This is a genomic window from Shewanella sp. MF05956 (genome assembly GCF_059758055.1).
This window is the reverse complement of the sequence record NZ_JCAYNV010000006.1, coordinates 56,971-79,378: the sequence shown is the minus strand read 5'-3', so window position 1 is coordinate 79,378 and position 22,408 is coordinate 56,971. Positions and strand designations below refer to the sequence as shown.

At 41.9% G+C, this 22,408-nt stretch carries 18 protein-coding genes and 8 tRNA genes; 21 read left to right on the top strand and 5 right to left on the bottom strand.

Annotation, left to right across the window (positions count from 1 at the left end; genetic code table 11):
- Nucleotides 1-133 precede the first annotated feature (133 nt).
- The 17 genes from AC19MX_RS08350 (at nucleotide 134) to AC19MX_RS08270 (ending at nucleotide 11,258) form a co-directional block, all read left to right on the top strand.
- Nucleotides 134-1,003, top strand: a complete 870-nt coding sequence (locus tag AC19MX_RS08350) for a flagellar protein MotY (protein WP_498297604.1) — start codon at nucleotides 134-136, stop codon at nucleotides 1,001-1,003.
- Nucleotides 1,004-2,174: 1,171 nt separating this feature from the next.
- A complete protein-coding gene (ybgC, locus tag AC19MX_RS08345) occupies nucleotides 2,175-2,576 on the top strand; it encodes a tol-pal system-associated acyl-CoA thioesterase (RefSeq protein WP_498297746.1) in 402 nt (133 codons plus the stop codon).
- A complete protein-coding gene (tolQ, locus tag AC19MX_RS08340; protein ID WP_498297602.1) occupies nucleotides 2,566-3,255 on the top strand; it encodes a protein TolQ in 690 nt (229 codons plus the stop codon). Before ybgC ends, tolQ begins: the two co-directional genes overlap by 11 nt.
- Nucleotides 3,255-3,683 (top strand): protein TolR, encoded by a 429-nt coding sequence (gene tolR / locus AC19MX_RS08335; protein ID WP_188954947.1) that lies wholly within the window; start codon nucleotides 3,255-3,257, stop codon nucleotides 3,681-3,683. The genes tolQ and tolR overlap by 1 nt, the downstream gene beginning before the upstream one ends.
- On the top strand, nucleotides 3,684-4,667 hold the full coding sequence (gene tolA, locus AC19MX_RS08330; RefSeq protein ID WP_432399743.1) for a cell envelope integrity protein TolA: 984 nt from the start codon (nucleotides 3,684-3,686) through the stop codon (nucleotides 4,665-4,667).
- A 41-nt stretch (nucleotides 4,668-4,708) separates the two neighbouring features.
- On the top strand, nucleotides 4,709-6,037 hold the full coding sequence (tolB, locus tag AC19MX_RS08325) for a Tol-Pal system beta propeller repeat protein TolB (RefSeq protein WP_498297600.1): 1,329 nt from the start codon (nucleotides 4,709-4,711) through the stop codon (nucleotides 6,035-6,037).
- 23 nt (nucleotides 6,038-6,060) lie between these two features.
- Nucleotides 6,061-6,597, top strand: coding sequence for a peptidoglycan-associated lipoprotein Pal (gene pal, locus AC19MX_RS08320; protein ID WP_188954953.1), 537 nt, complete (start codon nucleotides 6,061-6,063; stop codon nucleotides 6,595-6,597).
- A 56-nt stretch (nucleotides 6,598-6,653) separates the two neighbouring features.
- Nucleotides 6,654-7,397, top strand: coding sequence for a tol-pal system protein YbgF (gene ybgF / locus AC19MX_RS08315; RefSeq protein ID WP_498297598.1), 744 nt, complete (start codon nucleotides 6,654-6,656; stop codon nucleotides 7,395-7,397).
- 434 nt (nucleotides 7,398-7,831) lie between these two features.
- A tRNA-Lys gene (locus tag AC19MX_RS08310) sits at nucleotides 7,832-7,907 on the top strand.
- Nucleotides 7,908-8,029: 122 nt separating this feature from the next.
- A tRNA-Lys gene (locus tag AC19MX_RS08305) sits at nucleotides 8,030-8,105 on the top strand.
- Nucleotides 8,106-8,236: 131 nt separating this feature from the next.
- Nucleotides 8,237-8,312, top strand: a tRNA-Lys gene (locus AC19MX_RS08300).
- 122 nt (nucleotides 8,313-8,434) lie between these two features.
- Nucleotides 8,435-8,510 (top strand) — tRNA-Lys (locus AC19MX_RS08295).
- Between the two features lie 211 nt (nucleotides 8,511-8,721).
- A tRNA-Lys gene (locus AC19MX_RS08290) sits at nucleotides 8,722-8,797 on the top strand.
- A gap of 51 nt (nucleotides 8,798-8,848) precedes the next feature.
- A tRNA-Lys gene (locus AC19MX_RS08285) sits at nucleotides 8,849-8,924 on the top strand.
- A gap of 362 nt (nucleotides 8,925-9,286) precedes the next feature.
- Nucleotides 9,287-9,375, top strand: a tRNA-Lys gene (locus AC19MX_RS08280).
- Between the two features lie 138 nt (nucleotides 9,376-9,513).
- Nucleotides 9,514-9,602, top strand: a tRNA-Lys gene (locus tag AC19MX_RS08275).
- Nucleotides 9,603-10,106: 504 nt separating this feature from the next.
- Complete coding sequence (locus AC19MX_RS08270) at nucleotides 10,107-11,258, top strand: DcaP family trimeric outer membrane transporter (protein WP_432399737.1); 1,152 nt, start codon at nucleotides 10,107-10,109, stop codon at nucleotides 11,256-11,258.
- Nucleotides 11,259-11,322: 64 nt separating this feature from the next.
- On the opposite strand, the gene AC19MX_RS08265 is transcribed toward AC19MX_RS08270, so the two are convergent.
- The 3 genes from AC19MX_RS08265 to acs form a co-directional block, all read right to left on the bottom strand.
- Nucleotides 11,323-11,583: a GrxA family glutaredoxin gene (locus AC19MX_RS08265; RefSeq protein ID WP_432399735.1), complete on the bottom strand. Its 261-nt coding sequence runs from the start codon at nucleotides 11,581-11,583 to the stop codon at nucleotides 11,323-11,325.
- 79 nt (nucleotides 11,584-11,662) lie between these two features.
- A complete protein-coding gene (gene radD / locus AC19MX_RS08260) occupies nucleotides 11,663-13,390 on the bottom strand; it encodes a DNA repair helicase RadD (RefSeq protein WP_498297596.1) in 1,728 nt (575 codons plus the stop codon).
- A gap of 332 nt (nucleotides 13,391-13,722) precedes the next feature.
- Nucleotides 13,723-15,675: an acetate--CoA ligase gene (gene acs / locus AC19MX_RS08255; protein ID WP_498297594.1), complete on the bottom strand. Its 1,953-nt coding sequence runs from the start codon at nucleotides 15,673-15,675 to the stop codon at nucleotides 13,723-13,725.
- A 287-nt stretch (nucleotides 15,676-15,962) separates the two neighbouring features.
- Between acs and AC19MX_RS08250 the strand changes: the two genes are divergently transcribed.
- Both AC19MX_RS08250 and AC19MX_RS08245 read left to right on the top strand, forming a co-directional pair.
- Complete coding sequence (locus tag AC19MX_RS08250; protein WP_498297592.1) at nucleotides 15,963-19,385, top strand: hybrid sensor histidine kinase/response regulator; 3,423 nt, start codon at nucleotides 15,963-15,965, stop codon at nucleotides 19,383-19,385.
- Nucleotides 19,386-19,400: 15 nt separating this feature from the next.
- The gene (locus AC19MX_RS08245) at nucleotides 19,401-20,000 is read left to right on the top strand and encodes a glutathione S-transferase family protein (protein WP_498297744.1); all 600 of its coding nucleotides are present in this window, start codon (nucleotides 19,401-19,403) and stop codon (nucleotides 19,998-20,000) included.
- Between the two features lie 51 nt (nucleotides 20,001-20,051).
- On the opposite strand, the gene AC19MX_RS08240 is transcribed toward AC19MX_RS08245, so the two are convergent.
- Nucleotides 20,052-20,594 carry a LysE/ArgO family amino acid transporter gene (locus AC19MX_RS08240; RefSeq protein ID WP_432399840.1) on the bottom strand — a complete coding sequence of 181 codons (543 nt, stop codon included), beginning with the start codon at nucleotides 20,592-20,594 and terminating at the stop codon, nucleotides 20,052-20,054.
- Nucleotides 20,595-20,817: 223 nt separating this feature from the next.
- Here AC19MX_RS08240 and AC19MX_RS08235 point away from each other — a divergent pair, with 223 nt between their 5' ends.
- Both AC19MX_RS08235 and AC19MX_RS08230 read left to right on the top strand, forming a co-directional pair.
- Entirely contained in the window at nucleotides 20,818-21,012 is a 195-nt protein-coding gene (locus AC19MX_RS08235; protein WP_432399728.1) for a LysR family transcriptional regulator, read from the top strand.
- Between the two features lie 24 nt (nucleotides 21,013-21,036).
- The gene (locus tag AC19MX_RS08230; RefSeq protein ID WP_432399726.1) at nucleotides 21,037-21,246 is read left to right on the top strand and encodes an ArgP/LysG family DNA-binding transcriptional regulator; all 210 of its coding nucleotides are present in this window, start codon (nucleotides 21,037-21,039) and stop codon (nucleotides 21,244-21,246) included.
- Here the strand turns inward: AC19MX_RS08230 and AC19MX_RS08225 are convergent.
- A complete protein-coding gene (locus tag AC19MX_RS08225; protein WP_498297590.1) occupies nucleotides 21,234-22,325 on the bottom strand; it encodes an ISAs1 family transposase in 1,092 nt (363 codons plus the stop codon). The two genes, AC19MX_RS08230 and AC19MX_RS08225, sit on opposite strands and share 13 nt — an antisense overlap.
- Between the last annotated feature and the right edge of the window lie 83 nt (nucleotides 22,326-22,408).

The window sequence follows — 22,408 nt, the reverse complement described above, 5'->3', positions numbered from 1 at the left end:
GTATTATGCGCAAACTCACGCGCAGTGTCATGTTTGATTGTGGTTTTTATCAGCGATTAAACATGATTGTTTGCTAAAGAAACCCTATATAAGGCCGATAACTAGAATGTAACCGATTTAAAGGGTGTTTTTTATGTGGCGAAAACTGATGGTACTCACAAGTTTGTGTCTTTGCTCAACGGCTCATGCCGATTTGAGACATTATGTTGCGTCTTTAGAAAGCTCAGCATGGCGAGTGGGTGAAAATAATCCAATTGAATGTCGACTCGAACACGACATTCCAGATTATGGTCGGGCCATTTTTACTAGCCATGCCGGCAAAGAGTTAAATCTACACTTCACATTAGACATGTGGCTAAAGCCTGATTCTGTAACCAATGCCACGTTAATTAGTCGTGCACCGAGTTGGCGCCCTGGACATAACTCTAAAGAGATTACCCAATTATCTTATCAAAAACAGTTTAATGGCGAAGTCCCTAAAAAAGCCGCATGGTCGATGTTGACAGAATTAAGCCAGGGTATGGAACCGACTTTCTATTATGCCGATTGGTACAACCAAAGTTCCAAAATAGCGGTAGGATTATCGTCTGCTAACTTTGGTGGCAAATATCGTGAGTTTCGCTCTTGTTTAGCCAATTTACTGCCTTACAGTTTTGATGATATTGCTTTTACAGTATTAAATTATCAAGAGGGGGGTGTGGAGTTAACGCGCTTCTCGAAAATGCAGTTGCAAAAAGTACAACGCTATTTGTCTTTTGACCCTGAAGTAGAACTTGTGCTTATTGATGCTTACACAGACAGCTATGGTGGTCGCTCAATAAATCAAAAAGTGTCCGATAAACGAGCTGACTCAGTTAAAGATATTTTGGTTGCCAGTGGTATCCCACAAGACCGCATTCATACCCAAGGGCACGGAGAAAAGCGTCATGTTGCGGCTAACGATCTTGCACAAGAGCGCCAAACTAACCGTCGCGTGGTGATTAAAATAACCAAAGAGATTTAAACTTCTATATAGCATGTCGTTTATAAATATATGCCAGCCCAAGTGGATAACTGCTTGGGCTTAATTTTGTGCGTCATTTATGGACATTATGCCGATAACCTTGCTTTGCGGGATGTTTTTAATAAAGGCTGTAATACCAATCAATATTAATAAGATGCCCTAATCTTAATCAATATTGATTGTTTGTAGGGTTTTGTTGAAAAAAAGGCAAAAAAAACCCACTTAATCCAAGTGGGCTAAATAATTTGCAATCAACAAATTTAAGGAAGGAAGTCAAGCATAAGAACTAGGGTAAACTGAGGTATTGGGTTACACCAGTTTGGAGTTCTTGGTTTTCAGCATCTGAATCGGATGTGTCCTGAAAACAAAGCTATAATAGAATGAATATTCTAATTCGACAAACAAGAAAAATTATGATTTCGCATTATTAAAACTAATGACTTAATGAGGTTGTTGGTAGTGAAAGTAGGCTTTATACCCAGTAATAGCGGTTTATTAAGTTATTATACATTTTAGCTGCATAACTAGTCGGATTAGCAAATTAAGCTAAATGATAATATTTAACAAATGAAGGCAGTGATGATTTTTTGGTGACATCTCTTAGTGATAAAGGGGGGTAGTATCAGCGTTGATACCACTTAACACAGTCTTGATCATGTTTGCTGTGTTCTCATGACTTGCACAACGCATTAATGAATTCGTGCAAGGTTATTAGTCTGTAATTTTAAGGTTAAATTAAGTCTTTGTAAGCTTTGTTTTGCAGCCTAATATAATTGCATTATGTTTAGCATTTAACTTTAGTATTCGGACTTTGCGTTATTAAGGCGTCTTGGCCGATAAGTCTCTTGTGTTGCTTAAGGTAAACCGAATAGCGAACGGATAATTAATGTGTGTTATTGATTATCCTTTTACCGCCAATTTACTCTCAAATCACGACTAATTTAGTGTCGTATAACTCGCGGTTTAATTACGCTTTTTTGTTTGAAAAATTGTTAATGTTTTGGGTAAAAACATTAATAAAGCTTCATCTATTACAGTTCCTGAGGTAATTCGGGTGTTTTAGCGCATTTTGAGCAAAATAAAGTCTGTTTTTAGCCTCAGACATTATTCACAAGCGTGTTGCTACTCGGTATAGTAGGCCAACTTTTGCCTCCTAAGAATTGATGCTCTGATTATGTTTGTTTGGCCCATATCAATTTACTATGAAGATACTGATGCCGGTGGTGTTGTGTATCATTCAAACTATTTGAATTTTTTTGAGCGGGCACGAACACAATGGTTAAAATCGATGGGTGTTCGCCAAGCTGAATTGCTGGCGGAAGATATCGCTTTTGTCGTAAAACATGCAGAAATAGATTTTCGTAAAGCTGCAAAATTTGAGCAAGACTTATTGGTTGAGTCCAAGGTCGAAGAATTAAAGAAAGCGTCATTGGTGTTTCACCAGCGCTTAGTAGATCATCAAGGCGATTGCTATTGTGAAGCGACAGTGGTTGTCGCGTGTATATCTTTATCACGAATGCGTCCCCGCGCTATTCCCCTAAATATTGTTCAGGAGTTCGACAGTGCACGCTGAAATTTCATTTATTGGCTTGTTTTTAGAAGCCAGTGTGTTGGTAAAATTGGTCATGTTGACCTTGTTGGCATTATCGATTGCCTCTTGGGCCGTGATCATTCAACGCAACAAATTATTAAGCTCAGCAAGAGTAAAAGCGCTACGCTTTGAAGACACGTTTTGGTCGGGTGTTGATTTAAACCGTCTTTACAAAGAGCTTATTGCACGTGGAAGTGCGATTTCTGGTTTAGAATCGATGTTTGTAGCCGGTTTTAAAGAATATACTCGTCTAAGCAAAGTGAACAGTAAATCTCCAGAAGCGGTGATGGACGGAACGTCTCGTGCGATGCGTGTTAGCTTGTCGCGTGAGATGGAAAAACTTGAAAATCATTTACCCTTATTAGCCACCATTGGTTCAACGAGTCCATATATTGGTCTGTTTGGTACTGTGTGGGGGATCATGAACTCATTTATCGCACTCGGCGCGGTTGAAAACGCAACGTTAGCAATGGTAGCACCAGGTATTGCTGAGGCATTGATTGCAACTGCAATGGGTCTTTTTGCAGCTATTCCAGCGGTCATTGGTTACAACAGATTTTCAACTCAAGTAGAAAAGCTTGAAAGCTCGTATGCTAACTTTATGGAAGAATTCTCAAACATATTGCAACGTCAAGCATATAGCGAGAAGGAAGCTGTTTAATGTATCAGCGTAAGCGTCGTCGTCCGGTTGCAGAAATCAACGTGGTGCCTTATATCGACGTTATGTTGGTGTTGTTAATCATTTTTATGGTGACAGCGCCAATTGTATCGCAAGGTGTTAAAGTTGAATTGCCGCAAGGTAATGCAGAATCTCTGCCACCAGACAGTAAACCACCGATAGTAGCGTCAATTGACGCTGCAGGTGAATACTTTTTAAATGTGGGCAGTAGTTCAAATTCTGTGGCTATGGATTTAGAGCAGGTGTCTACTGAAGTTGGGGCATTAATTCAACTTGAGCCATTAAGACCCGTGGTTGTAAAAGCTGACCGCTCAATTCCGTATGAAAGCGTTATCCAACTCATGATAAGTCTTCAAGGTGCGGGAGTGCCTGCTGTAGGACTTATGACCGATTCGCCGAAGGAGAAATAGGTGGCTGGAAACTCAGATTTAACCGTACCCGTTTCTATTTCGGCTGGTATCCATATTGGGGCGATTGTCATTCTTGCCTTAGGCATTAGTTTTGATGACAAACCTAAGCCGATGCAAACAGCAGCCAGTGCACCTGCTGTTCAAGCTGTTGTGATTGATCAGCAAAAAGTTACTGACAGAGTTGAGCAATTAAAGAAACAAAAGCAAGATGCGTTGCAGCAAGAGAAAGCGCGTCAAGCAGAGTTAGAACGTAAAGCGCAGGAAGCAAGGCGTGAGCGTGAAAGCGAACAAGAAAAGATTAAAACGTTAGAGATCCAACGTAAGTTGAAAGAGGCTGAAACGCAAAAAGCAAATGATGCCGCTAAAGCCGCTCAGGTTAAGCAGCAACAAGAGAAAGAGCGTGCCTTAAAAGCGGAAGAGATCAGAAAGCAGAAAGAAAAAGAACAAAAGGTATCTGAAGAAGCCGCTAAGCAAGCTGCTGAAAAGCGTAAGCAAGAAGAAGCTACTGCCAAGAAAGCGCAAGAAGAGCGCCAACGTGCAGAAGATGAACGTAAGCGCAAAGAAGAAGCCGAACGTAAACAACGTGAAGATGCTGAACGTAAGCGTAAAGCAGATGCCGACGCTAAAGCACGTCAAGAGCGTGAAATGGCTGAAGCAATGGCTGCTGAACAAGACTCGTTGTCGAAAACACGTAATAAGCAAGTGTTGTCAGAAGTTGATAAATACAAAGCGATGATCATTGCCACCATTCAACGTAACTTAGTGGTTGATGAATCAATGCGTGGTAAAAGTTGCCGAGTCTTTATTCGCTTAGCCGCAGATGGGTTTGTGACAACAGCACAAACGCTTGAAGGCGATCAAGTGGTTTGCCGCGCAGCAAAAGTTTCGATAAACAAAGCGGGGCGTTTACCTGTATCGCCTGAGCCTGCTGTTTATCAACAGTTAAAAGAAATTAATTTAACCGTTTCACCGGAATTTAATTAATATCAAACGTATTTAAGATGGAATTGAATTAAAGGAGTCGCATGAAGAATTTGGCTAAATGGTTAACACTGGCACTTGTTGTGTTAACGACACCTGCTCGCGCAGCGTTAGATATTGTAATTACAGAAGGCGTCGATGCGGCAAGACCGATTGCGGTTGTGCCTTTTGTTTGGCAAGGGCAAGGTCCTGCACCTGCGTCAATATCAGACGTAGTAACATCTGACTTAGCTCGCAGTGGTGCTTTTAAATCATTAGATGTGCGTGCATTGCCACAATCAACATTGTCATCTGTTAGCGGGTTTGCGGCACAAAGCTGGACCAACGTTGACGCTGAAGCGGTTGTTGTTGGTAGTGTAAAGCCTTATGGTGCAGATCAATACCTTGTGAGTTTTGAACTAATTGACTTAGTTAAAGCACAAAACTTAATCAGTAAAGGCCCAGTTAATAACAGTGAGTTATTACTTGAAAGCCGTGAGACAGTGATCAGTGCTAGCCAGTTTAGACAATATGGTCACCGTATTAGTGACATCGTCTATGAAAAACTGACTGGTATTCGCGGTGCGTTTTTAACTCGCATAGCATATGTTGTTGTAAAACAAGGTCAAAAAGCACCATATCACTTGATGATTGCTGACTATGATGGTTATAACGAACAAATGCTGTTACGTTCGCCAGAACCATTAATGTCACCAACGTGGTCACCAGACGGTCGTCGTTTAGCGTATGTCAGTTTTGAAAACAGAAAAGCAGAAATTTTTGTACAAGACATCTACAGCCAAACGCGTACTATGGTGAGTAGTTTTAATGGTATTAATGGCGCTCCGTCATTTTCACCAGACGGTAAAAAGTTAGCCATTACATTATCAAAAGATGGTCAACCGGAAATTTATGTTGTCGATATTGCGACTAAAGCTACACAGCGCATTACCGACCATTATGCGATCGATACTGAGCCTTCTTGGTTCCCAGATGGTAAATCATTGTTATTTACCTCTGAGCGTGGCGGTAGACCACAGTTATATCGCGTAAGTTTAGATACAAATAAAGTCTCTCGTATGACATTTGAAGGCGAATGGAACCTTGGTGGTTCAATTACTCCAGACGGTCGTAGTATGATTTTTGTAAACCGTACTAATGGTAAATTCCACATTGCTAGAATGGATTTAGCAACACGCTTTATGCAGGTGCTTTCGTCAACTCAACTTGATGAATCACCAAGTGTTGCTCCAAATGGCACTATGGTTATCTATGGTACAACCCATGAAGGTAAACAAGTATTAGCTGCTGTCTCTGTAGACGGCAGATTTAAAGCAAGATTGCCTGTCGGCCAGGGCGAGGTGAAGTCACCAGCATGGTCTCCGTTTCTCTAAATAGATATTGATAAGGATTTAAAATGGATCTGAATAAGTTGTTTAAAGCTATGTTGGTTGCAGTTCCGCTTATGGCACTGGGTGCCTGTAGCTCAACTTCAGACTCTGAAACTGACGCTAACGGTTCTATGAGTGGTACTGGTAGTGAATATGGTGCTGGTGGTATTGAAACTGGTGGTGCTGGAGCAGTATTAAGCCCAGCTGAACAGCAACGTTTAAAAGAACAAGAGCTACGTCGTCAAAATATCATTTACTTTGATTTTGACCGCAGTGAAGTTCAAAGCGAAAACGCTGATATCCTTCAAGCACACGGTAACTATTTAGTAGAAAACCCAAGTGTTCGTGTATTGATCGAAGGTCATGCCGATGAACGTGGTACGCCTGAGTACAACATCGCACTAGGCGAACGTCGTGCTAAAGCGATTGCCAAATACTTACAAGGTATGGGTGTACAACCTAACCAAATGAGTATTGTAAGTTACGGCGAAGAGAAGCCATTAGATTATACTCGCACAGACACAGGTTTTGGTAAAAACCGTCGTGGTGTGTTAGTTTACTAAGCGTTAAAAATGTAAGGCCAACCGTTATCGGTTGGCCTTTTTTAGGAGTAAAAAAAATGAAACAAGCCATATTAGTTGCGGCAATGTTCTTCACTGCTGCGACTGCATTTGCTGCCCCTGCACCTGTTTCAGATGCTTCTAGCGGTTCAAGTGATGATCGAATCGCAAAATTAGAACGTATTATGAAAGCCAAGCAACAGGGCGAGTTTGAAATGCAACGCCGTATGGATGCATTACAAAATGAAGTGTTGGATTTACGAGGCATTACTGAGCAACAAAATTATCAAATGAATCAAATGCTACAGCGTCAACGTCAGCTGTATGAAGAAATTGCTAATCTTACTGCTAAGTCATCAACCCCAGCGGCGCCTGCTGAAGCTCAAGCAGACCCAACAACGGTTGCAGCAGCCAGTTCTACACTAGGAGAAACGGCGAGCTATGAAGCTGCTGTGAACCTCGTTTTGAAAGATCGTAAATATGATGATGCTATTCCTGCGTTTCGTGATTTTATTAAACAATATCCCGACTCGAGTTATGCCGCAAACGCAAACTATTGGTTAGGTCAATTGTTATACAATAAAAGTGACTACACCGCGGCTAAGCAAGCATTCAGTACAGTTGTCAGTAAATTCTCTGATTCTAATAAGCGTGGTGACAGTTTAGTCAAACTAGGCATGATCGCTGAAAAAGAGAATGACTCAGCCGGTGCTCGTGCGCTTTATAATAAAGTCCTTAAAGAATATGCCGACAGTGCATCTGCACGCCTTGCTCAACAGCAATTATCAGCATTGAAAGGCTAATTGAGACAAAAAACAGCCTCTTAGTCTGTTTTTCATGCAAACAACAACAAATTATAAATTTGCGCTTGCATGAGAAATTGAAAAAGGTATTATAGGCGCCCTCAGAACGGCATAGCCTTCTGAGGGGTTTAAAAGCATTAATCTTCCTATGTAGTTACTGCATAATAAAGTGATTAAGGTTTATAAACTAAGATGGGTCGTTAGTTCAGTCGGTCTTGAAACATAGACAGTTGGCTTTTGTTCCAGTAAGCGATAAAGCTTATAAAACCAAGATGGGTCGTTAGCTCAGTCGGTCTTGAAACATAGACAGTTGGCTTTTGCTCCAGTAAGCGATAAAGCTTATAAAATTAAGATGGGTCGTTAGCTCAGTGGGTCTTGAAACATAGACAGTTGGCTTTTGCTCCAGTAAGCGATAAAGCTTATAAAACCAAGATGGGTCGTTAGCTCAGTCGGTAGAGCAGTTGGCTTTTAACCAATTGGTCGAAGGTTCGAATCCTTCACGACCCACCACTTTTTAAATCGTGGTTAAAGAATTTAAATGTTTTATTAGATGGGTCGTTAGCTCAGTGGGTCTTGAAACATAGACAGTTGGCTTTTGCTCCAGTAAGCGATAAAGCTTATAAAACCAAGATGGGTCGTTAGCTCAGTCGGTAGAGCAGTTGGCTTTTAACCAATTGGTCGAAGGTTCGAATCCTTCACGACCCACCACTTTCTAAATCGTGGCTGAAGAATTTAGATGTTATATCAGATTTACCAGATGGGTCGTTAGCTCAGCGGGTCTTGAAACATAGACAGTTGGCTTTTGTTCCAGTAGGCGATAAAGCTTATAAAACCAAGATGGGTCGTTAGCTCAGTCGGTAGAGCAGTTGGCTTTTAACCAATTGGTCGAAGGTTCGAATCCTTCACGACCCACCACTTTCTAAATCGTGGTTAAAGAATTTAAGCGTTATACTAGATGGGTCGTTAGCTCAGTCGGTCTTGAAACATAGACAGTTGGCTTTTGTTCCAGTAAGCGATAAAGCTTATAAAACCAAGATGGGTCGTTAGCTCAGTCGGTAGAGCAGTTGGCTTTTAACCAATTGGTCGAAGGTTCGAATCCTTCACGACCCACCACTTTCTAAATCGTGGCTAAAGAATCTAGATGTTATATCAGATTTGCCAGATGGGTCGTTAGCTCAGTGGGTCTTGAAACATAGACAGTTGGCTTTTGTTCCAGTAGGCGATAAAGCTTATAAAACCTAGATGGGTCGTTAGCTCAGTCGGTCTTGAAACATAGACAGTTGGCTTTTGCTCCAGTAAGCGATAAAGCTTATAAAACCAAGATGGGTCGTTAGCTCAGTCGGTAGAGCAGTTGGCTTTTAACCAATTGGTCGAAGGTTCGAATCCTTCACGACCCACCACTTTTTAAATCGTGGTTAAAGAATTTAAACGTTATATCAGATTTACCAGATGGGTCGTTAGCTCAGTCGGTAGAGCAGTTGGCTTTTAACCAATTGGTCGAAGGTTCGAATCCTTCACGACCCACCACTTCTTGATTTTTCCTCTTCAATATCTACTTGATAGTTCCAAACTCATTAATTCTATATTCAGTTTACTCATCTTCTATTAGATTTTTGTCAGGTATATGATTCAACTTTGCATTGATGACTGCAAAACCAAGATGGATCGTTAGCTCAGTCACTGTGGTTTAAATCAACGACTGCAGTTGGCTTTTAATCCATTGGTCGAAGGTTCGAATCCTTCACGACCCACCACTTCTTGATTTCTCCTCTTCAATCTCTACGTGATAGCTTAAAAGTAATTAATTCTATATTCAGTTTACTCATCTCCTATTAGATTTTTATCTGGTATATGATTCAACTTTGCATTGATGACTGCAAAACCAAGATGGGTCGTTAGCTCAGTCACTTTGGTTTAAATCAACGACTGCAGTTGGCTTTTAACCCATTGGTCGAAGGTTCGAATCCTTCACGACCCAACACTTCTTGATTTCTCCTCTTCAATCTCTACGTGATAGCTTAAAAGTAATTAATTCTATATTCAGTTTACTCATCTCCTATTAGATTTTTATCTGGTATATGATTCAACTTTGCATTGATGACTGCAAAACCAAGATGGGTCGTTAGCTCAGTCACTTTGGTTTAAATCAACGACTGCAGTTGGCTTTTAACCCATTGGTCGAAGGTTCGAATCCTTCACGACCCAACACTTCTTGATTTCTCCTCTTCAATATCTACTTGATAGTTCAAAACTCATTAATTCTATATTCAGTTTACTCATCTCCTATTAGATTTTTATCAGGTATATGATTCAACTTTGCATTGATGACTGCAAAACCAAGATGAGTTGATAGCTCAGTCGGTCTTGAAATATAGGCAGTTTGCTTTTGCTCCTGTAGGTAATGAAGCTTATGAAACCAAGATGGGTCGTTAGCTCAGTCACTTTGGTTTAAATCAACGACGGCAGTTGGCTTTTAACCCATTGGTCGAAATCTCGAATCCTTCACGACCCACCATTTTTTGATTTATTCCTCATTACTTACCTCAGTTTATCCATTACTGCTTACCTGCAATGTTCAAATGCAATGTACAAACCAAGCATTAGCTTTCGCTTGTCTACTTTTGTCTCATAGACCTATTGCTAATGTTACTTGAATGTTAATTGACCGATATTGCATAGGATTAGAATAAAACTAAAAGGGAGAACGTAATGAAACAAGCAACATTAAGTTTATGTATTGCAGGTGCGATATTGGCGATGAGTGGGGGAGCTCAAGCTGCAACAGATATGACATTTGGTGGGTATATTAAAGCCGATGTTATGTTTAGTGATTATGGCAATGGCGCACCAGATTCTGGCGCACTTTCTCGTCAGTTTTATGTGCCAGGGACGATATACGGTACAGAAGGCAATGGGAAGGAAGTCGTTGACTTTCAGGCGCGAGAATCTCGTTTTAATTTTAAAACAGTAACCGATGTAGACGGTCATAAATTAACCGGATTTATTGAGCTGGATTTTATGACTCATGCCGATGGTAATGAGCGTGTGTCTAATAGTTATTCACCTCGTATCCGCCATGCGTTTGTAAGCTATGATGAATGGACCATCGGCCAAACGTGGACGACGTTTCAAAATCCGGGGGCATTGCCTGAGAATTTAGATTTTGTGGGAGCACCGGAGGGGACACCCTTTGTTAGGCAGTCGCAAATTCGTTACAGCACAGGTAATTGGCAATTTGCGATAGAAAATCCTGAAACCACGGTTACCCCTTTTGGTGGCGGCGCTCGGATAACCAGTGGTAGTGGTGTGGTGCCTGATTTTATAGGCCGTTATAATTTTAGCACGGCTAATGGGTCATCATTTTCTGCGTCAGCCATCGTGCGACAACTCAATGTAGAGCAAGTGATTGGCGGCACAACTTATGACACCTCTGAGCTAGGTTACGGTGCCAGTTTTGCAGGGGTTATCCCTGTAGGCAAAGATGACTTTAAATTTACGGCGACATATGGTGAAGGGCTTGGGCGTTATATGGCTTTGAACTATGCCAACGCAGGCGTAATTGATGCTGATGGCGATATTCAAGCGATTAAGTCGTTTGGTGGTTTTGTGTCGTACCGCCACTGGTGGACTGAGCAATGGCGTTCTAGTGTGACCTTCTCTGGTTTTACGGCCGATAATGATGTCGCGCTGACTGGAGAGGCTGTGAATAAATCTGCCTATTCAGCTTACGTCAATTTATTGTACTCTCCATCAAAACCATTAACTTTTGGTGTGGAATTTATGCATGCACTGAACGAGCTTGAAAATGGGTTTGAAGGTGACTTAAATCGTGTGATTTTTTCCGCTAAATACGTATTGTAGAGGTGGTAATAAAACAAAAGGCAACCATCAGGTTGCCTTTTTTATGAGCATCAAATTGAGCAGTTTACTTTAATAAATTGTTTTGACGAACATAGGCTTCAAATTCTGTGCAACCACCAATTGGCAGCTCATCAATAAAGATTTGTGGCACAGTTTCTACTGTCTTACCGACACTTTTAGAAAGGTCTGCCTTTGTGATCCCTTCAGCATGAATATCAACATACTTAAATTTAAAATCTTCACTTTGAGCTGCTAATTTTTCAGACAGTTCAACAGCACGAACACAATATGGGCAACCTGGACGGCCAAAAATAACTACAAACATGGTGACTCCTGTTTAATGATATGGACAATTTATACCATATGAGCTTTTTTTTTCATAACTCAACGCGATTAATTTTGTTTTAACTCATATCGATTTTATATTTGCCTTGATAATCAAAAAATGAATCAACTAAATCCCAGCGATATTTATTTTTCTTTAATAGTAATAAATCGGGTTTTCTAAACCGCTCTTTATCGGCCAACACATCGTTAGCTTGGTTATATTTAGGATGAAGTAAACCGGGTGTGCGAGTGTGGCTCAATACAAACACGGCATAAAATGCTCGACGTTGAGCGGGGGTAGAAAATTGGAATGTCTGTTTGAAATCGTTACCTTCAATGTCGATGTATTGAATGATGAGCTTTTCGTCTTGGCAAAGTAATAACATCTCTTGGCATTTAAATAAGTGATGATGCTGGGCATTAAGTACTTGTTTAAGGCGTTTATCTGGGTCAATTAAGGTCGACTGACAAGTTTGGCAAATACGCGCAGCAATGTCATTTTCAGCGCCGCAGTCAGGGCACGATTTTGAGCGGAAATGAAAATCGCACTGTTTGGTGTCATCGATCAATCCTTGGCAGCGTCGGCCAAAGTGTTCAATGATATCGCCATCAGCGTCAACTAACCCCCAAAATGTATTGGCAAATTGGCAAATAGGGCAGTGGACTTGTACAGGGACTGACTTGCTGTTTGGTTTAGCTTGACCTACTTCTGGATAAAATAAATCATAGCCGTTTGCCGCGTAATCAATCACTAAGCAGTCGGCTTTATTATCTGCAAGCCTGAGCCCACGGCCAATCATTTGTTGAAACAAACTCACAGACGCCGTTGGACGTAATATGGCAATTAAATCGACATGCGGCGCGTCAAACCCTGTGGTTAACACGGCAACATTAACGATGAATTTGAGCTTTTTGGCTTTGAAGCGTTCTATGATGTCATCACGATCAGAGTGTGGCGTTTTTGCCGTGATCAATGCCGCATCATCATCCATTAACGCCATTATCTCATCAGCATGGCGCACTGTGGCAGCAAAAATAAGTACGCCTTGGCGATGTTGTGCTAATTGTCTAACTTGCTTAATAATGGCTGTCGTCGCACGGCCTTGATGGTGCAGTAGGTTATCAACTTCTGTCGCCGAATATTCATTGGTTTCAACCGGTGCTAAATTACTGAAGTCGTATTGTGCACTGAGTCCATCAAAAATCGTGGGTTGAGTTAAATAACCTTTTTTGATTAATGGCCGCATAGGCAGCTCAAAAATGCACTTCTCGAATACTGGCTTATCAGTGTTACCGACTTTACCGTGATAATGGTGTCGATATATCCAGCCCAATCCAAGCCGATAAGGCGTCGCGGTCAGTCCTAATAGTTTTATTTGTGGGTTCTTAGTGCGTAAATGAGTTAACAACTGTTGATATTGGCTCGTCGACTCTGTACTCACGCGATGACATTCATCGATAATGATCAATGAAAATGCCTGATCAAATTTATTGAGCGCGCGTGAAGCTGATTGAACACTGGCCACAACTGTTTTGCCATTGGCTTTTTTTTGTTTGAGCCCCGCAGAATAAATATTGGCTTCTTGAGTCAGTAACCCTACTTTTTCCGCATTTTGAGCCACTAACTCTTTTACATGGGTGAGTACTAATACATTACCATTAGCGATCCTTGCCAATTCAGCAATCACAATGCTCTTACCTGCTCCTGTAGGTAAAACTAATACCGCAGATAGTGGGCTTTGTTTAAAATGCGCCACAGCGGCATCTACAGCCTGTTGTTGGTAATCGCGAAGGTTAATCATCATATTTGAGGTCGTTGGTGGTAATATTTATCTATACATCATCATATTTTGCAACAGAGTAGCATATTCATATAGTGGATAAAGGCCATTGTGGTTTATCGCATTAATTGTTTAATCGATATCACTTTACACCGATCTTATATTTGCTGTTGTATCAAGTGTTGTATGAGGTTATGTGTCATTGTGATGACTCAATATTGCTAACTTAATTCAATCTATTGCAATGCTGTCTGTGAATGCCGAAATATAAAGAACAAAAAAAGGCCCCTCTGGGAGGGGCCAAAAAGAGAAATTGGTCAGGATTTCTCATGGGTGGATAGATTGATAGTGTGGCATTATTCTGTTTTGTTTAAACGGCTTTCAATTAAGGTATCAATTACCGCTGGATCAGCCAGTGTTGAAGAGTCCCCTAAGTTAGTCACTTCGTTTGCCGCAATTTTACGTAAAAAACGACGCATGATTTTACCTGAGCGTGTTTTAGGTAATCCGCTCGCCCATTGAATAAGATCTGGGGTCGCTAGGGCACCAATTTCTTTTCGCACCCATTGGCGTAATTCTTGGCGTAACTCTTCAGTTGGCTCAACGTCGCGTGTTAAGGTGACGTAGGCATAAATGCCTTGGCCTTTAATGTCATGTGGATAACCCACAACGGCAGCTTCTGCAACGAGCTCATGCGACACAAGTGCGCTTTCAACTTCTGCAGTACCTAGGCGGTGGCCAGAAACGTTAATTACGTCATCGACACGGCCAGTTATCCAGTAGTAACCATCTTCGTCGCGACGCGCGCCATCACCGGTAAAGTACATACCACGGAACGTTTTAAAGTAGGTGAGAGCAAATCTGTCATGGTCGCCGTATACGGTACGCATTTGACCCGGCCAAGAGTCAAGAATAACCAGGTTACCTTCTGTAGCGCCTTCAACGATATTGCCCATGTTGTCGACTAATGCAGGTTGTACGCCAAAAAATGGACGGGTAGCAGAACCAGGTTTAGTATCCGTTGCGCCAGGTAGCGGACTAATTAAAATACCGCCGGTTTCTGTTTGCCACCAAGTATCGACAATCGGGCAGTTTTCATGACCGATCACCTCATGGTACCAGCGCCACGCTTCTGGGTTAATCGGTTCGCCCACTGAGCCCATAATACGTAATGAGTCACCTTTGTAGTTGCTAAATTGCTCTTTGCCTTCAGCCATTAATGCACGGATTAATGTTGGTGCGGTATAAAGAATATTGACATTATGACGGTCAATCATTTCGCCAAGACGTGCAGGCGTTGGATGATTTGGCACACCTTCATGAATTAATACTGTCGCGGCGTTAGCAAAAGGGCCATACACCATATACGAGTGACCGGTAATCCAACCGACATCGGCAGTACACCAGTAAACTTCATCGGCTTTGTAGTCAAACACATATTCGTGTGTCATAGAGGCATAAACCATGTAACCGCCAGTGGTGTGTAGCACACCTTTAGGGTTACCGGTTGAACCTGAGGTATAGAGTAAAAATAGTGGATCTTCAGCTTTCATTTCAACGGGTTGGCAATGCTCTGAGGCTACTTCCATTAATGAGTGCCACCATACATCACGACCTTCAACCCAATCAATATCACCACCGGTGCGTTTGAGTACAATCACTTTCTCAACAGAAGTGACGTCAGGGTTGGCAATCGCTTCATCAACACTGCGTTTTAACGGAATTTTACGGCCACCACGAACACCTTCATCTGAGGTAATGAGTACTTTAGATTTACCGTCAATCACTCTTGCCGCAATCGAGTCTGGCGAGAATCCACCAAACACTACAGAGTGGACTGCACCAATTCGGGCGCACGCGAGCATTGCTACTGCGGCTTCTGGCACCATAGGCATATATATTGTGACAATATCGCCTTTACTCACACCCTGGCTGCGTAATGCATTGGCAAACTTACAGACGTCAGCATGTAATTCTGCATAGGTGATTTTACGCTGTTCATTAGCGTCATCACCTTCCCAAATAATCGCCAGTTTATCGCCGTGCTGCTCTAAATGACGGTCTAAACAATTAGCTGATGCGTTGAGCGTACCGTCATAAAACCAGTTGATAGATAAATTATGATCATCAAATGAGGTTTTTTTAATTTTGGTGTAAGGTTTAATCCAATCGATACGTTTGCCGTGTTCTCTCCAAAAACCTTCTGGATTAACAATGGACTCCTGGTACATTTTCTTATATTGATCGTTATTAACCAGTGCGTTATCTGCAATGTCACTAGGAACTTTGTAAAGAGACTGAGAGCTCATAGGGGCTTCCCTTTCTAAAAATGGCGTGGCTAAAGTATCATCTTTAACCGACGCCTAACACTATTAGACCTTGGTCTAGTTTTAAAATATCCTTAATATTTAGTCTGTTGCACGTGTTAAAGTGAGTAAGTGTGACGGTAAATTGTGAGCAAATGAGCACAATTTATGTTGTCTAGGTTGTTTTGTGTTCAATGCGTGCGATTCTGTAAGCGATAAAAAGCACTAAGTCAGCTTGTCTCTACACCTGAGATGAGATTATATAAAAATAAAATGATAGCGGACGTCTGATGAATTTAACTCTTATAGTAGCCGTCATCGCGGTGTGTTATGTGTCATTGCTGTTTATTTTGGCATGGGGTGCAGAGCGCTGGTTTAGTAAAATAAGTCAAAAAATTCAAGTGTGGATTTATGGTCTTAGTCTTGCTGTGTATTGCTCATCATGGAGTTTTTTAGGCACGGTAGGGCAATCAGCTACTGATTTATGGTCTTTTTTACCCATTTTTGTGGGTCCCATTTTAGTGTTTACGCTTGGCTTTGGCATGTTGCGCAAAATGGTGGTGGTGTCTAAAGCACAAAATATCACCTCGGTGGCCGATTTTATTGCCGCCCGTTATGGTAAGTCACAGTTGTTAGCCGCGATTGTGACCCTTATTGCACTCTTTGGCATCATGCCGTATATCGCGTTGCAGCTTAAAGCGATGGTCTTTAGTCTTAATTTATTCCAGCCCGATGACAACCCATTAAGCCCCGTTGCAGTGCCGCTGCTAATCACCATGATCCTTGCCGTGTTTGCTATTTTATTTGGCACTCGAAAATTAGATGCGACAGAACATAATCCCGGCATGATGGTGGCTATTGCGTTTGAGTCGTTAGTCAAATTAGCCGCTTTTATCATTGTTGGCGCCGTGATCAGTTTTGGTTTTTTTGATGGGTTTGGCGATATTTGGCAACAAGCCTCTGAGAAAGGATTAATAGAAAATAGCCACTTGCGGCTTGAGTCATTTTTACCTGAACTATTTGTCGGTATGGCGGCATTTTTATGTATGCCAAGACAGTTTCACGTGATGGTCGTTGAGTGCGGCGGCGAACATATTTTAAAAAAATCACGTTGGATATTCCCCATATATTTAGCTTTGTTTGGTATGTTTGTTGCGCCTTTAGCGTTGGCTGGCAAAGTGTTATTAGGCGATTCTGTCGCGGCTGATACCTATGTAATCAACCTACCATTGGCACTAGACCAACCCTTTTTAGCCGTTATTGCATTACTTGGCACCTTATCCGCAGCGACGGGTATGGTGATTGTTGCGGTGGTCACCATCAGTGTGATGGTGAGTAACGAATGGCTCGTGCCGTTTTTGTTGCGCACAGGGCAGATCAGAGAGAAAAATTTTAGCCAGTTTTCGCAATTGCTATTAAACGTTCGGCGTTTAGCAATTGTAGTGATTTTAGGCTTTGGTTATTTAAGTTATTTAACCTTGGCAGACAGCGATTCGTTATCACATTTAGGCATGTTGTCATTTGGCGCATTTTCGCAATTAGCACCGGCACTGGTGGGTGGACTTTACTGGAAACATGGTAATCGTGCTGGCGTGTATTTAGGCCTCGCGGTTGGTTTTAGTTTGTGGTGTTTCATTTTGTTGCAAGGTGCGGGTCAAGCGCGATTAATTGGCGGAGAGTTTGATTTACTCAATGCTATTACCCCTAATGTTAGCGATACATTGATTGCGCTACTGGCTAACGTGGCGTGCTACGTATTAGGGTCTATTTGGTTTAGGGCGGGGGTTGCCGAGCGCATTCAAGCGAGTAATTTTGTTAAGCCCTGGGCGTTAAAAAAAGATGCGAATAAGCGCCAGGGTCCTATATCGCAACAAGATTTATTAATTTTAGCCAGCCGCTTTGTGAGCCCAACCCGTGCCTATGAAAGCTTTAGTCGCTTTTCACCCGACGCGGTTAAAAGTGACAGTTGGTATAAAGCGGCCCCAGAAGAATTAATTGCTCATACCGAACATATGTTATCGGGGGTGCTCGGTGCCTCGAGTGCGTCATTAGTGATGGATTCTGTATTACAAGGTCGCGATTTAGCCCTCGATGAAGTGTTTAGTTTGGTCGATGAAGCGTCATCTAAAATCATTTTAAGTCAGGACATGCTCCGCGGGGCAATTGAACACGCATACGAAGGGATGAGCGTTGTTGATAAAGACCTTAATCTGATGGCATGGAATTATCGTTATGCCGATTTATATCAATATCCTGAAGGCTTTTTACAACAAGGTATGCCGATTGCCGATGTAGTACGTTTTAATGCATCGCGTGGTTTTTGTGGTAAAGGAGATATGGAAACCCAAGTTGCGGTAAGAGTGCAGCATATGCGTAATGGTACGCCGCATACCTCTGAGCGTGAGCGTAAAGACGGTAAAGTCATTAAAATTCAAGGTAACCCAATGCCCGATGGTGGCTTTGTGATGACCTTTACCGACATTACCCAATATCGCTTACAAGAAAAAGCACTGCTTGAAGCGAATGAAACTCTGGAGAGTCGAGTCAAAGAGCGTACTTATGAGCTGGCGATGCTCAACAGTGAGTTACTAGAGGCTAAGGCGCAAGAGGAGCTTGCAAATGCGTCTAAAACAAGGTTCTTAGCTGCGGTAGGCCACGATTTAATGCAGCCGCTCAATGCCGCTAGGTTGTTTACTGCGTCATTATCGCAATACCCTAATTTAGACCTTGAGGCTCGCACGACCTTAACCCATGTCAACAGCTCGTTAAAAACCGCTGGCGAATTGCTTACGGACTTACTCGATATTTCTAAGCTTGATTCTGGCATGGTTGATGTCAATCGTCGTGATTTTGCCGTGTCCGAAATCATTAACGGTTTATCGGTCGAATTTGATGCGATGGCGGGCGATAACCAAATTTCATTTTCGATGGTGCCTTGCTCGGCTACGGTTAATTCAGACCCATCATTATTACGGCGTATTTTGCAAAATTTCTTAACCAATGCTTACCGTTACGCCCGAGGCGGCAGAGTGTTATTAGGCTGCCGTCATCGAGGTGAATACGTTGAAATTCAAGTGCTGGATACTGGGTGTGGTATTGATGAATACGATACTCAAGAAATTTTTAAAGAGTTTAAACGCTTAAACCATCCAAGTAGTCGTAACGTGAGTGGCTTAGGGTTAGGCTTAGCGATTGCAGACAGGATCAGTAAAGTGCTCGACCATCCAATCCAAGTGCGCTCAGCGTTGGGTGTCGGGTCAATGTTTTCCATTATTGTTCCGTTAGGGCAAACAATCAGTCAGGTGGTAACAAAACCTATGCCGTCATTAATGCAGCCACTCGCAGGTATTAAAGTATTATGTATTGATAATGAAGATACTATTTTAGCTGGGCTAGACTCATTATTAAGCCGTTGGCAATGCGAGGTTATTTGCGCCACAGACTTAGCTGATGCGAGAATTAAGCTAGGGCTCAAAGGCGTTGCTCCCGATATTATTTTGGCTGATTATCATTTAGATGATGATAAAAATGGCGTGGATGCCATGGATGATATTCGTTCCCGTTATGGTGATCATGTCCCCGGAATTTTAATTACCGCCAATACTAATAAAGATTTAGTGGATGACATTGAACGACGCGGTTATCACTACATGGCAAAAATGGTTAAACCAGCGGCGTTACGCGCCTTAATTTCCAGCTTAGTTAAAAAATAATCTGAGGTGTACATGATCACAGCATACGGCGATAGCGTCTCTGGCAACTGCTACAAAGTGCAACTGGTGTTACATATGCTCAATATTGAGCATCAATGGCAAGAGATGAGTATTGCTAATGGTGATACACAAACCAACGCTTATTTAGCTAAAAACCCAGCAGGTAAAATACCGCTAATTGAACTTAACGATGGACGAGTATTGTCTGAATCAAACGCGATTATAGGCTATTTGGCGGCGGGCTCACCACTTATCCCAACTGATGAATTTAGCAAAGCCCAAATGTATCAGTGGATGTTCTTCGAGCAATATAGTCATGAACCTTATATTGCCGTTGCCCGTTATCTTCAACTGTATTTAGGCTTACCAGATGACCGTTTAGCCGAGTATCACTCTTTACATGCCAAAGGTTATAAAGCGCTCAGTGTTATGGAGTCTACACTTTTACAGCAGCCATTCTTATGCGGTGAGCAATTTACCTTAGCGGATATTGCGCTTTATGCTTATACCCATGTGGCACATCAAGGTGGTTTTGATTTAGTAGAATATCCGCACATCAGAGGTTGGTTAACCCGCATTGCGCAAATACCAGGATTTGTTGCAATGCAGGCTTAATGCTTAAACAGTGTTGTTTAGGTGTTTGTTTGCTAATGTGAATTCAAGCGATTATGACATTACTGCACCATTACTGAGTAAGGTGTTAAATACCGAATAAGCAATAAATAACATAATAGCGCCAACCAAGGCATCAATTACACGTTGTATTTTCGGTTTACCTAGCCAGGGGACCAGTTTGGCGGCTCCAAACGCGAGGCTGTAAAACCACAACACTGATACCAATACAGTGCCTATGGCAAATGCCCATCGTTCATTGCCCTCAAACATGCCGCCCACACAGCCTAAAATCATCACGGTATCTAGGTAAACATGAGGGTTGAGTAACGTCACTGCCAGTGTGGTGCCAATAATGTGTTTACGGCTATTGGCTGCAGCTTCATGGGTTGTAACTTGATGTTGATTTCGCCATACGTTACGCAAAGAAATTGCGGCATAAACAATCAAAAAACTGATCCCACCCCAACCGATAATTAACATCAACCATTCGCAACTGGCGATGAGCTTACCGCCGCCAAAAATCCCGAGGCCAATCAAAATGACATCACAAAACATGCAAATGGTTGCCGCTAAAATGTGATGATTACGCTTAATCCCCTAGCTGAGCAAATAGGAGTTCTGCGCGCCAATAGGAATGATCATCCCAGCGCCGAGAATTAAACCTTGCAGTAATACTGAGGTAACTATGAGTGTCCTTATGACAAATTTGCTTGTTAATAAGCCACTAAAGTACTCATTGTTTATGTATAAGTTAAATTAATGATGGTGGCAAATCGATCCGCTAAGATGACAGTATTAAACCAAAAGGTGATTGCGCATGAGTAAACTCGATTACAAATTACTGCAAGCATTGAGTTGTGTGATTAAAGAGCAAAGCTTTGAACGAGCTGCCAATGTATTATGTTTGTCGCAATCTGCGGTGTCTCAAAGGATTAAACAATTAGAACAGCAGCTGGCTCAATCTGTTGTGATAAGAAGTCATCCAATCCGCGCTACGGCGTTAGGTCAGTAACTTTTAAGGCATTATTACCAAGTCGTGCAGCTAGAGGCAGAATTACTGCCAAGTGTGATGCCTAATGAGCCATTAACCCCGTTAACATTGCATATTGCCACCAATGCCGATTCTCTAGCGACCTGGCTTATTCCGGCGATTGCCCCTTTAATTAAAAAGCATCTATTAGAAGTCAATTTATTGATTAAAGATGAGGAACGCACCCTTGAACCAGGGGCTGATTACACTTTTTGACCAGCGCCAAAAATAATCTCTTCCCTGAAATCATCACTCCAACAAGCCCTATTGAATTTCTGATTCTGGCTTGTTTTAGCAGGATGTAGCTTCACTAGATTTAATGCCCAACGCCTTAAAATAGTCAGAATACTGGCACCATCTTCATCATACATCTTCTGCTTATCTTCTTGAAATAGTGTATCTAAAAGCCAATGCTGATTGTTTTCCGTTTGCCAGTGAGCCCTAATCGCTGTACCAAAGGCTTCTGATGTCAGCATTGTACTACTGACATAAAAATGCGTATCTATACTGGTTTTGTTACCCACTTTTCGATGACGCTCTACTGCGATTAATGTTTTTAATTGAGACAATTTCATTTTTATCTCAGCGGCTAAATTCAATGGACACTGAAACGTTATCCGTTTTTCAACTCGACCATGGCCTTTATCATCTTGCGTAAAGCATTCGGCATCTGGAGTATTTGTAATGTAATCAGCAAATTGTGCCTGTACTGCCTCGTACAGCTTGGGCTGATTACCTTTGACTTGCAAAATACAATGCCCACCTTCTTTGACAATATAATTAAGTGTTTGTGTCTGACAATGCAGCGCATCAAATGTCAGTAACTCAGACTTCAAATCAAGACACGTCAGCAATTCTTGAACGAGTTTGAGTTCACTCTTTTTGCTCGCACCTGATTTAGCGCTGAAGACTAAACCAGAGCCGGTATCATATGCAGTGACCATATGTAATGCTGCGCTTGAGGCTGATGCTTTGGCACCTTTAAGCACTTTCCAATCAATCGTAATAGAAGCAAGCCGATGCTCGTTGACCCAACTCAGCAAGGCATCTAGCAAGGATTGCTTTGACACTCCTCTGAAGATGCGACCAATGCTCTGCTGGCTGGGAATACCATTAGCGAAGGGGCAATATTTACGCAGCCACATGAGTTTTAATGTCCCGAACTCGTGGCAATCGGCCCAACTTTGCGCACCTGATATCACTGCGCTCAGGACGAGGAAGCAGATATCAATGACATCATGTTCTTGATTTATATGGGAACGGCAATCAGTAATCTTATCGAGATGTTTAAGCATATTATGTATAAAGACAAAGAAAAAGAGCGCTATTTGATCACACAGGCGTGATCAATCAAGCTATTTTTTATCTCTTTGTTTTT

What these genes read in the sequence shown, in the direction of transcription:
- AC19MX_RS08350 (WP_498297604.1), top strand. Translation starts at nt 134, where the DNA reads ATGTGGCGAAAACTGATGGTACTCACAAGTTTGTGTCTTTGCTCAACG.
- tolR (WP_188954947.1), top strand. Translation starts at nt 3,255, where the DNA reads ATGTATCAGCGTAAGCGTCGTCGTCCGGTTGCAGAAATCAACGTGGTG.
- tolB (WP_498297600.1), top strand. Translation starts at nt 4,709, where the DNA reads ATGAAGAATTTGGCTAAATGGTTAACACTGGCACTTGTTGTGTTAACG.
- pal (WP_188954953.1), top strand. Translation starts at nt 6,061, where the DNA reads ATGGATCTGAATAAGTTGTTTAAAGCTATGTTGGTTGCAGTTCCGCTT.
- ybgF (WP_498297598.1), top strand. Translation starts at nt 6,654, where the DNA reads ATGAAACAAGCCATATTAGTTGCGGCAATGTTCTTCACTGCTGCGACT.
- AC19MX_RS08270 (WP_432399737.1), top strand. Translation starts at nt 10,107, where the DNA reads ATGAAACAAGCAACATTAAGTTTATGTATTGCAGGTGCGATATTGGCG.
- AC19MX_RS08265 (WP_432399735.1), bottom strand. Translation starts at nt 11,583, where the DNA reads ATGTTTGTAGTTATTTTTGGCCGTCCAGGTTGCCCATATTGTGTTCGT.
- radD (WP_498297596.1), bottom strand. Translation starts at nt 13,390, where the DNA reads ATGATGATTAACCTTCGCGATTACCAACAACAGGCTGTAGATGCCGCT.
- acs (WP_498297594.1), bottom strand. Translation starts at nt 15,675, where the DNA reads ATGAGCTCTCAGTCTCTTTACAAAGTTCCTAGTGACATTGCAGATAAC.
- AC19MX_RS08250 (WP_498297592.1), top strand. Translation starts at nt 15,963, where the DNA reads ATGAATTTAACTCTTATAGTAGCCGTCATCGCGGTGTGTTATGTGTCA.
- AC19MX_RS08235 (WP_432399728.1), top strand. Translation starts at nt 20,818, where the DNA reads ATGAGTAAACTCGATTACAAATTACTGCAAGCATTGAGTTGTGTGATT.
- AC19MX_RS08225 (WP_498297590.1), bottom strand. Translation starts at nt 22,325, where the DNA reads ATGCTTAAACATCTCGATAAGATTACTGATTGCCGTTCCCATATAAAT.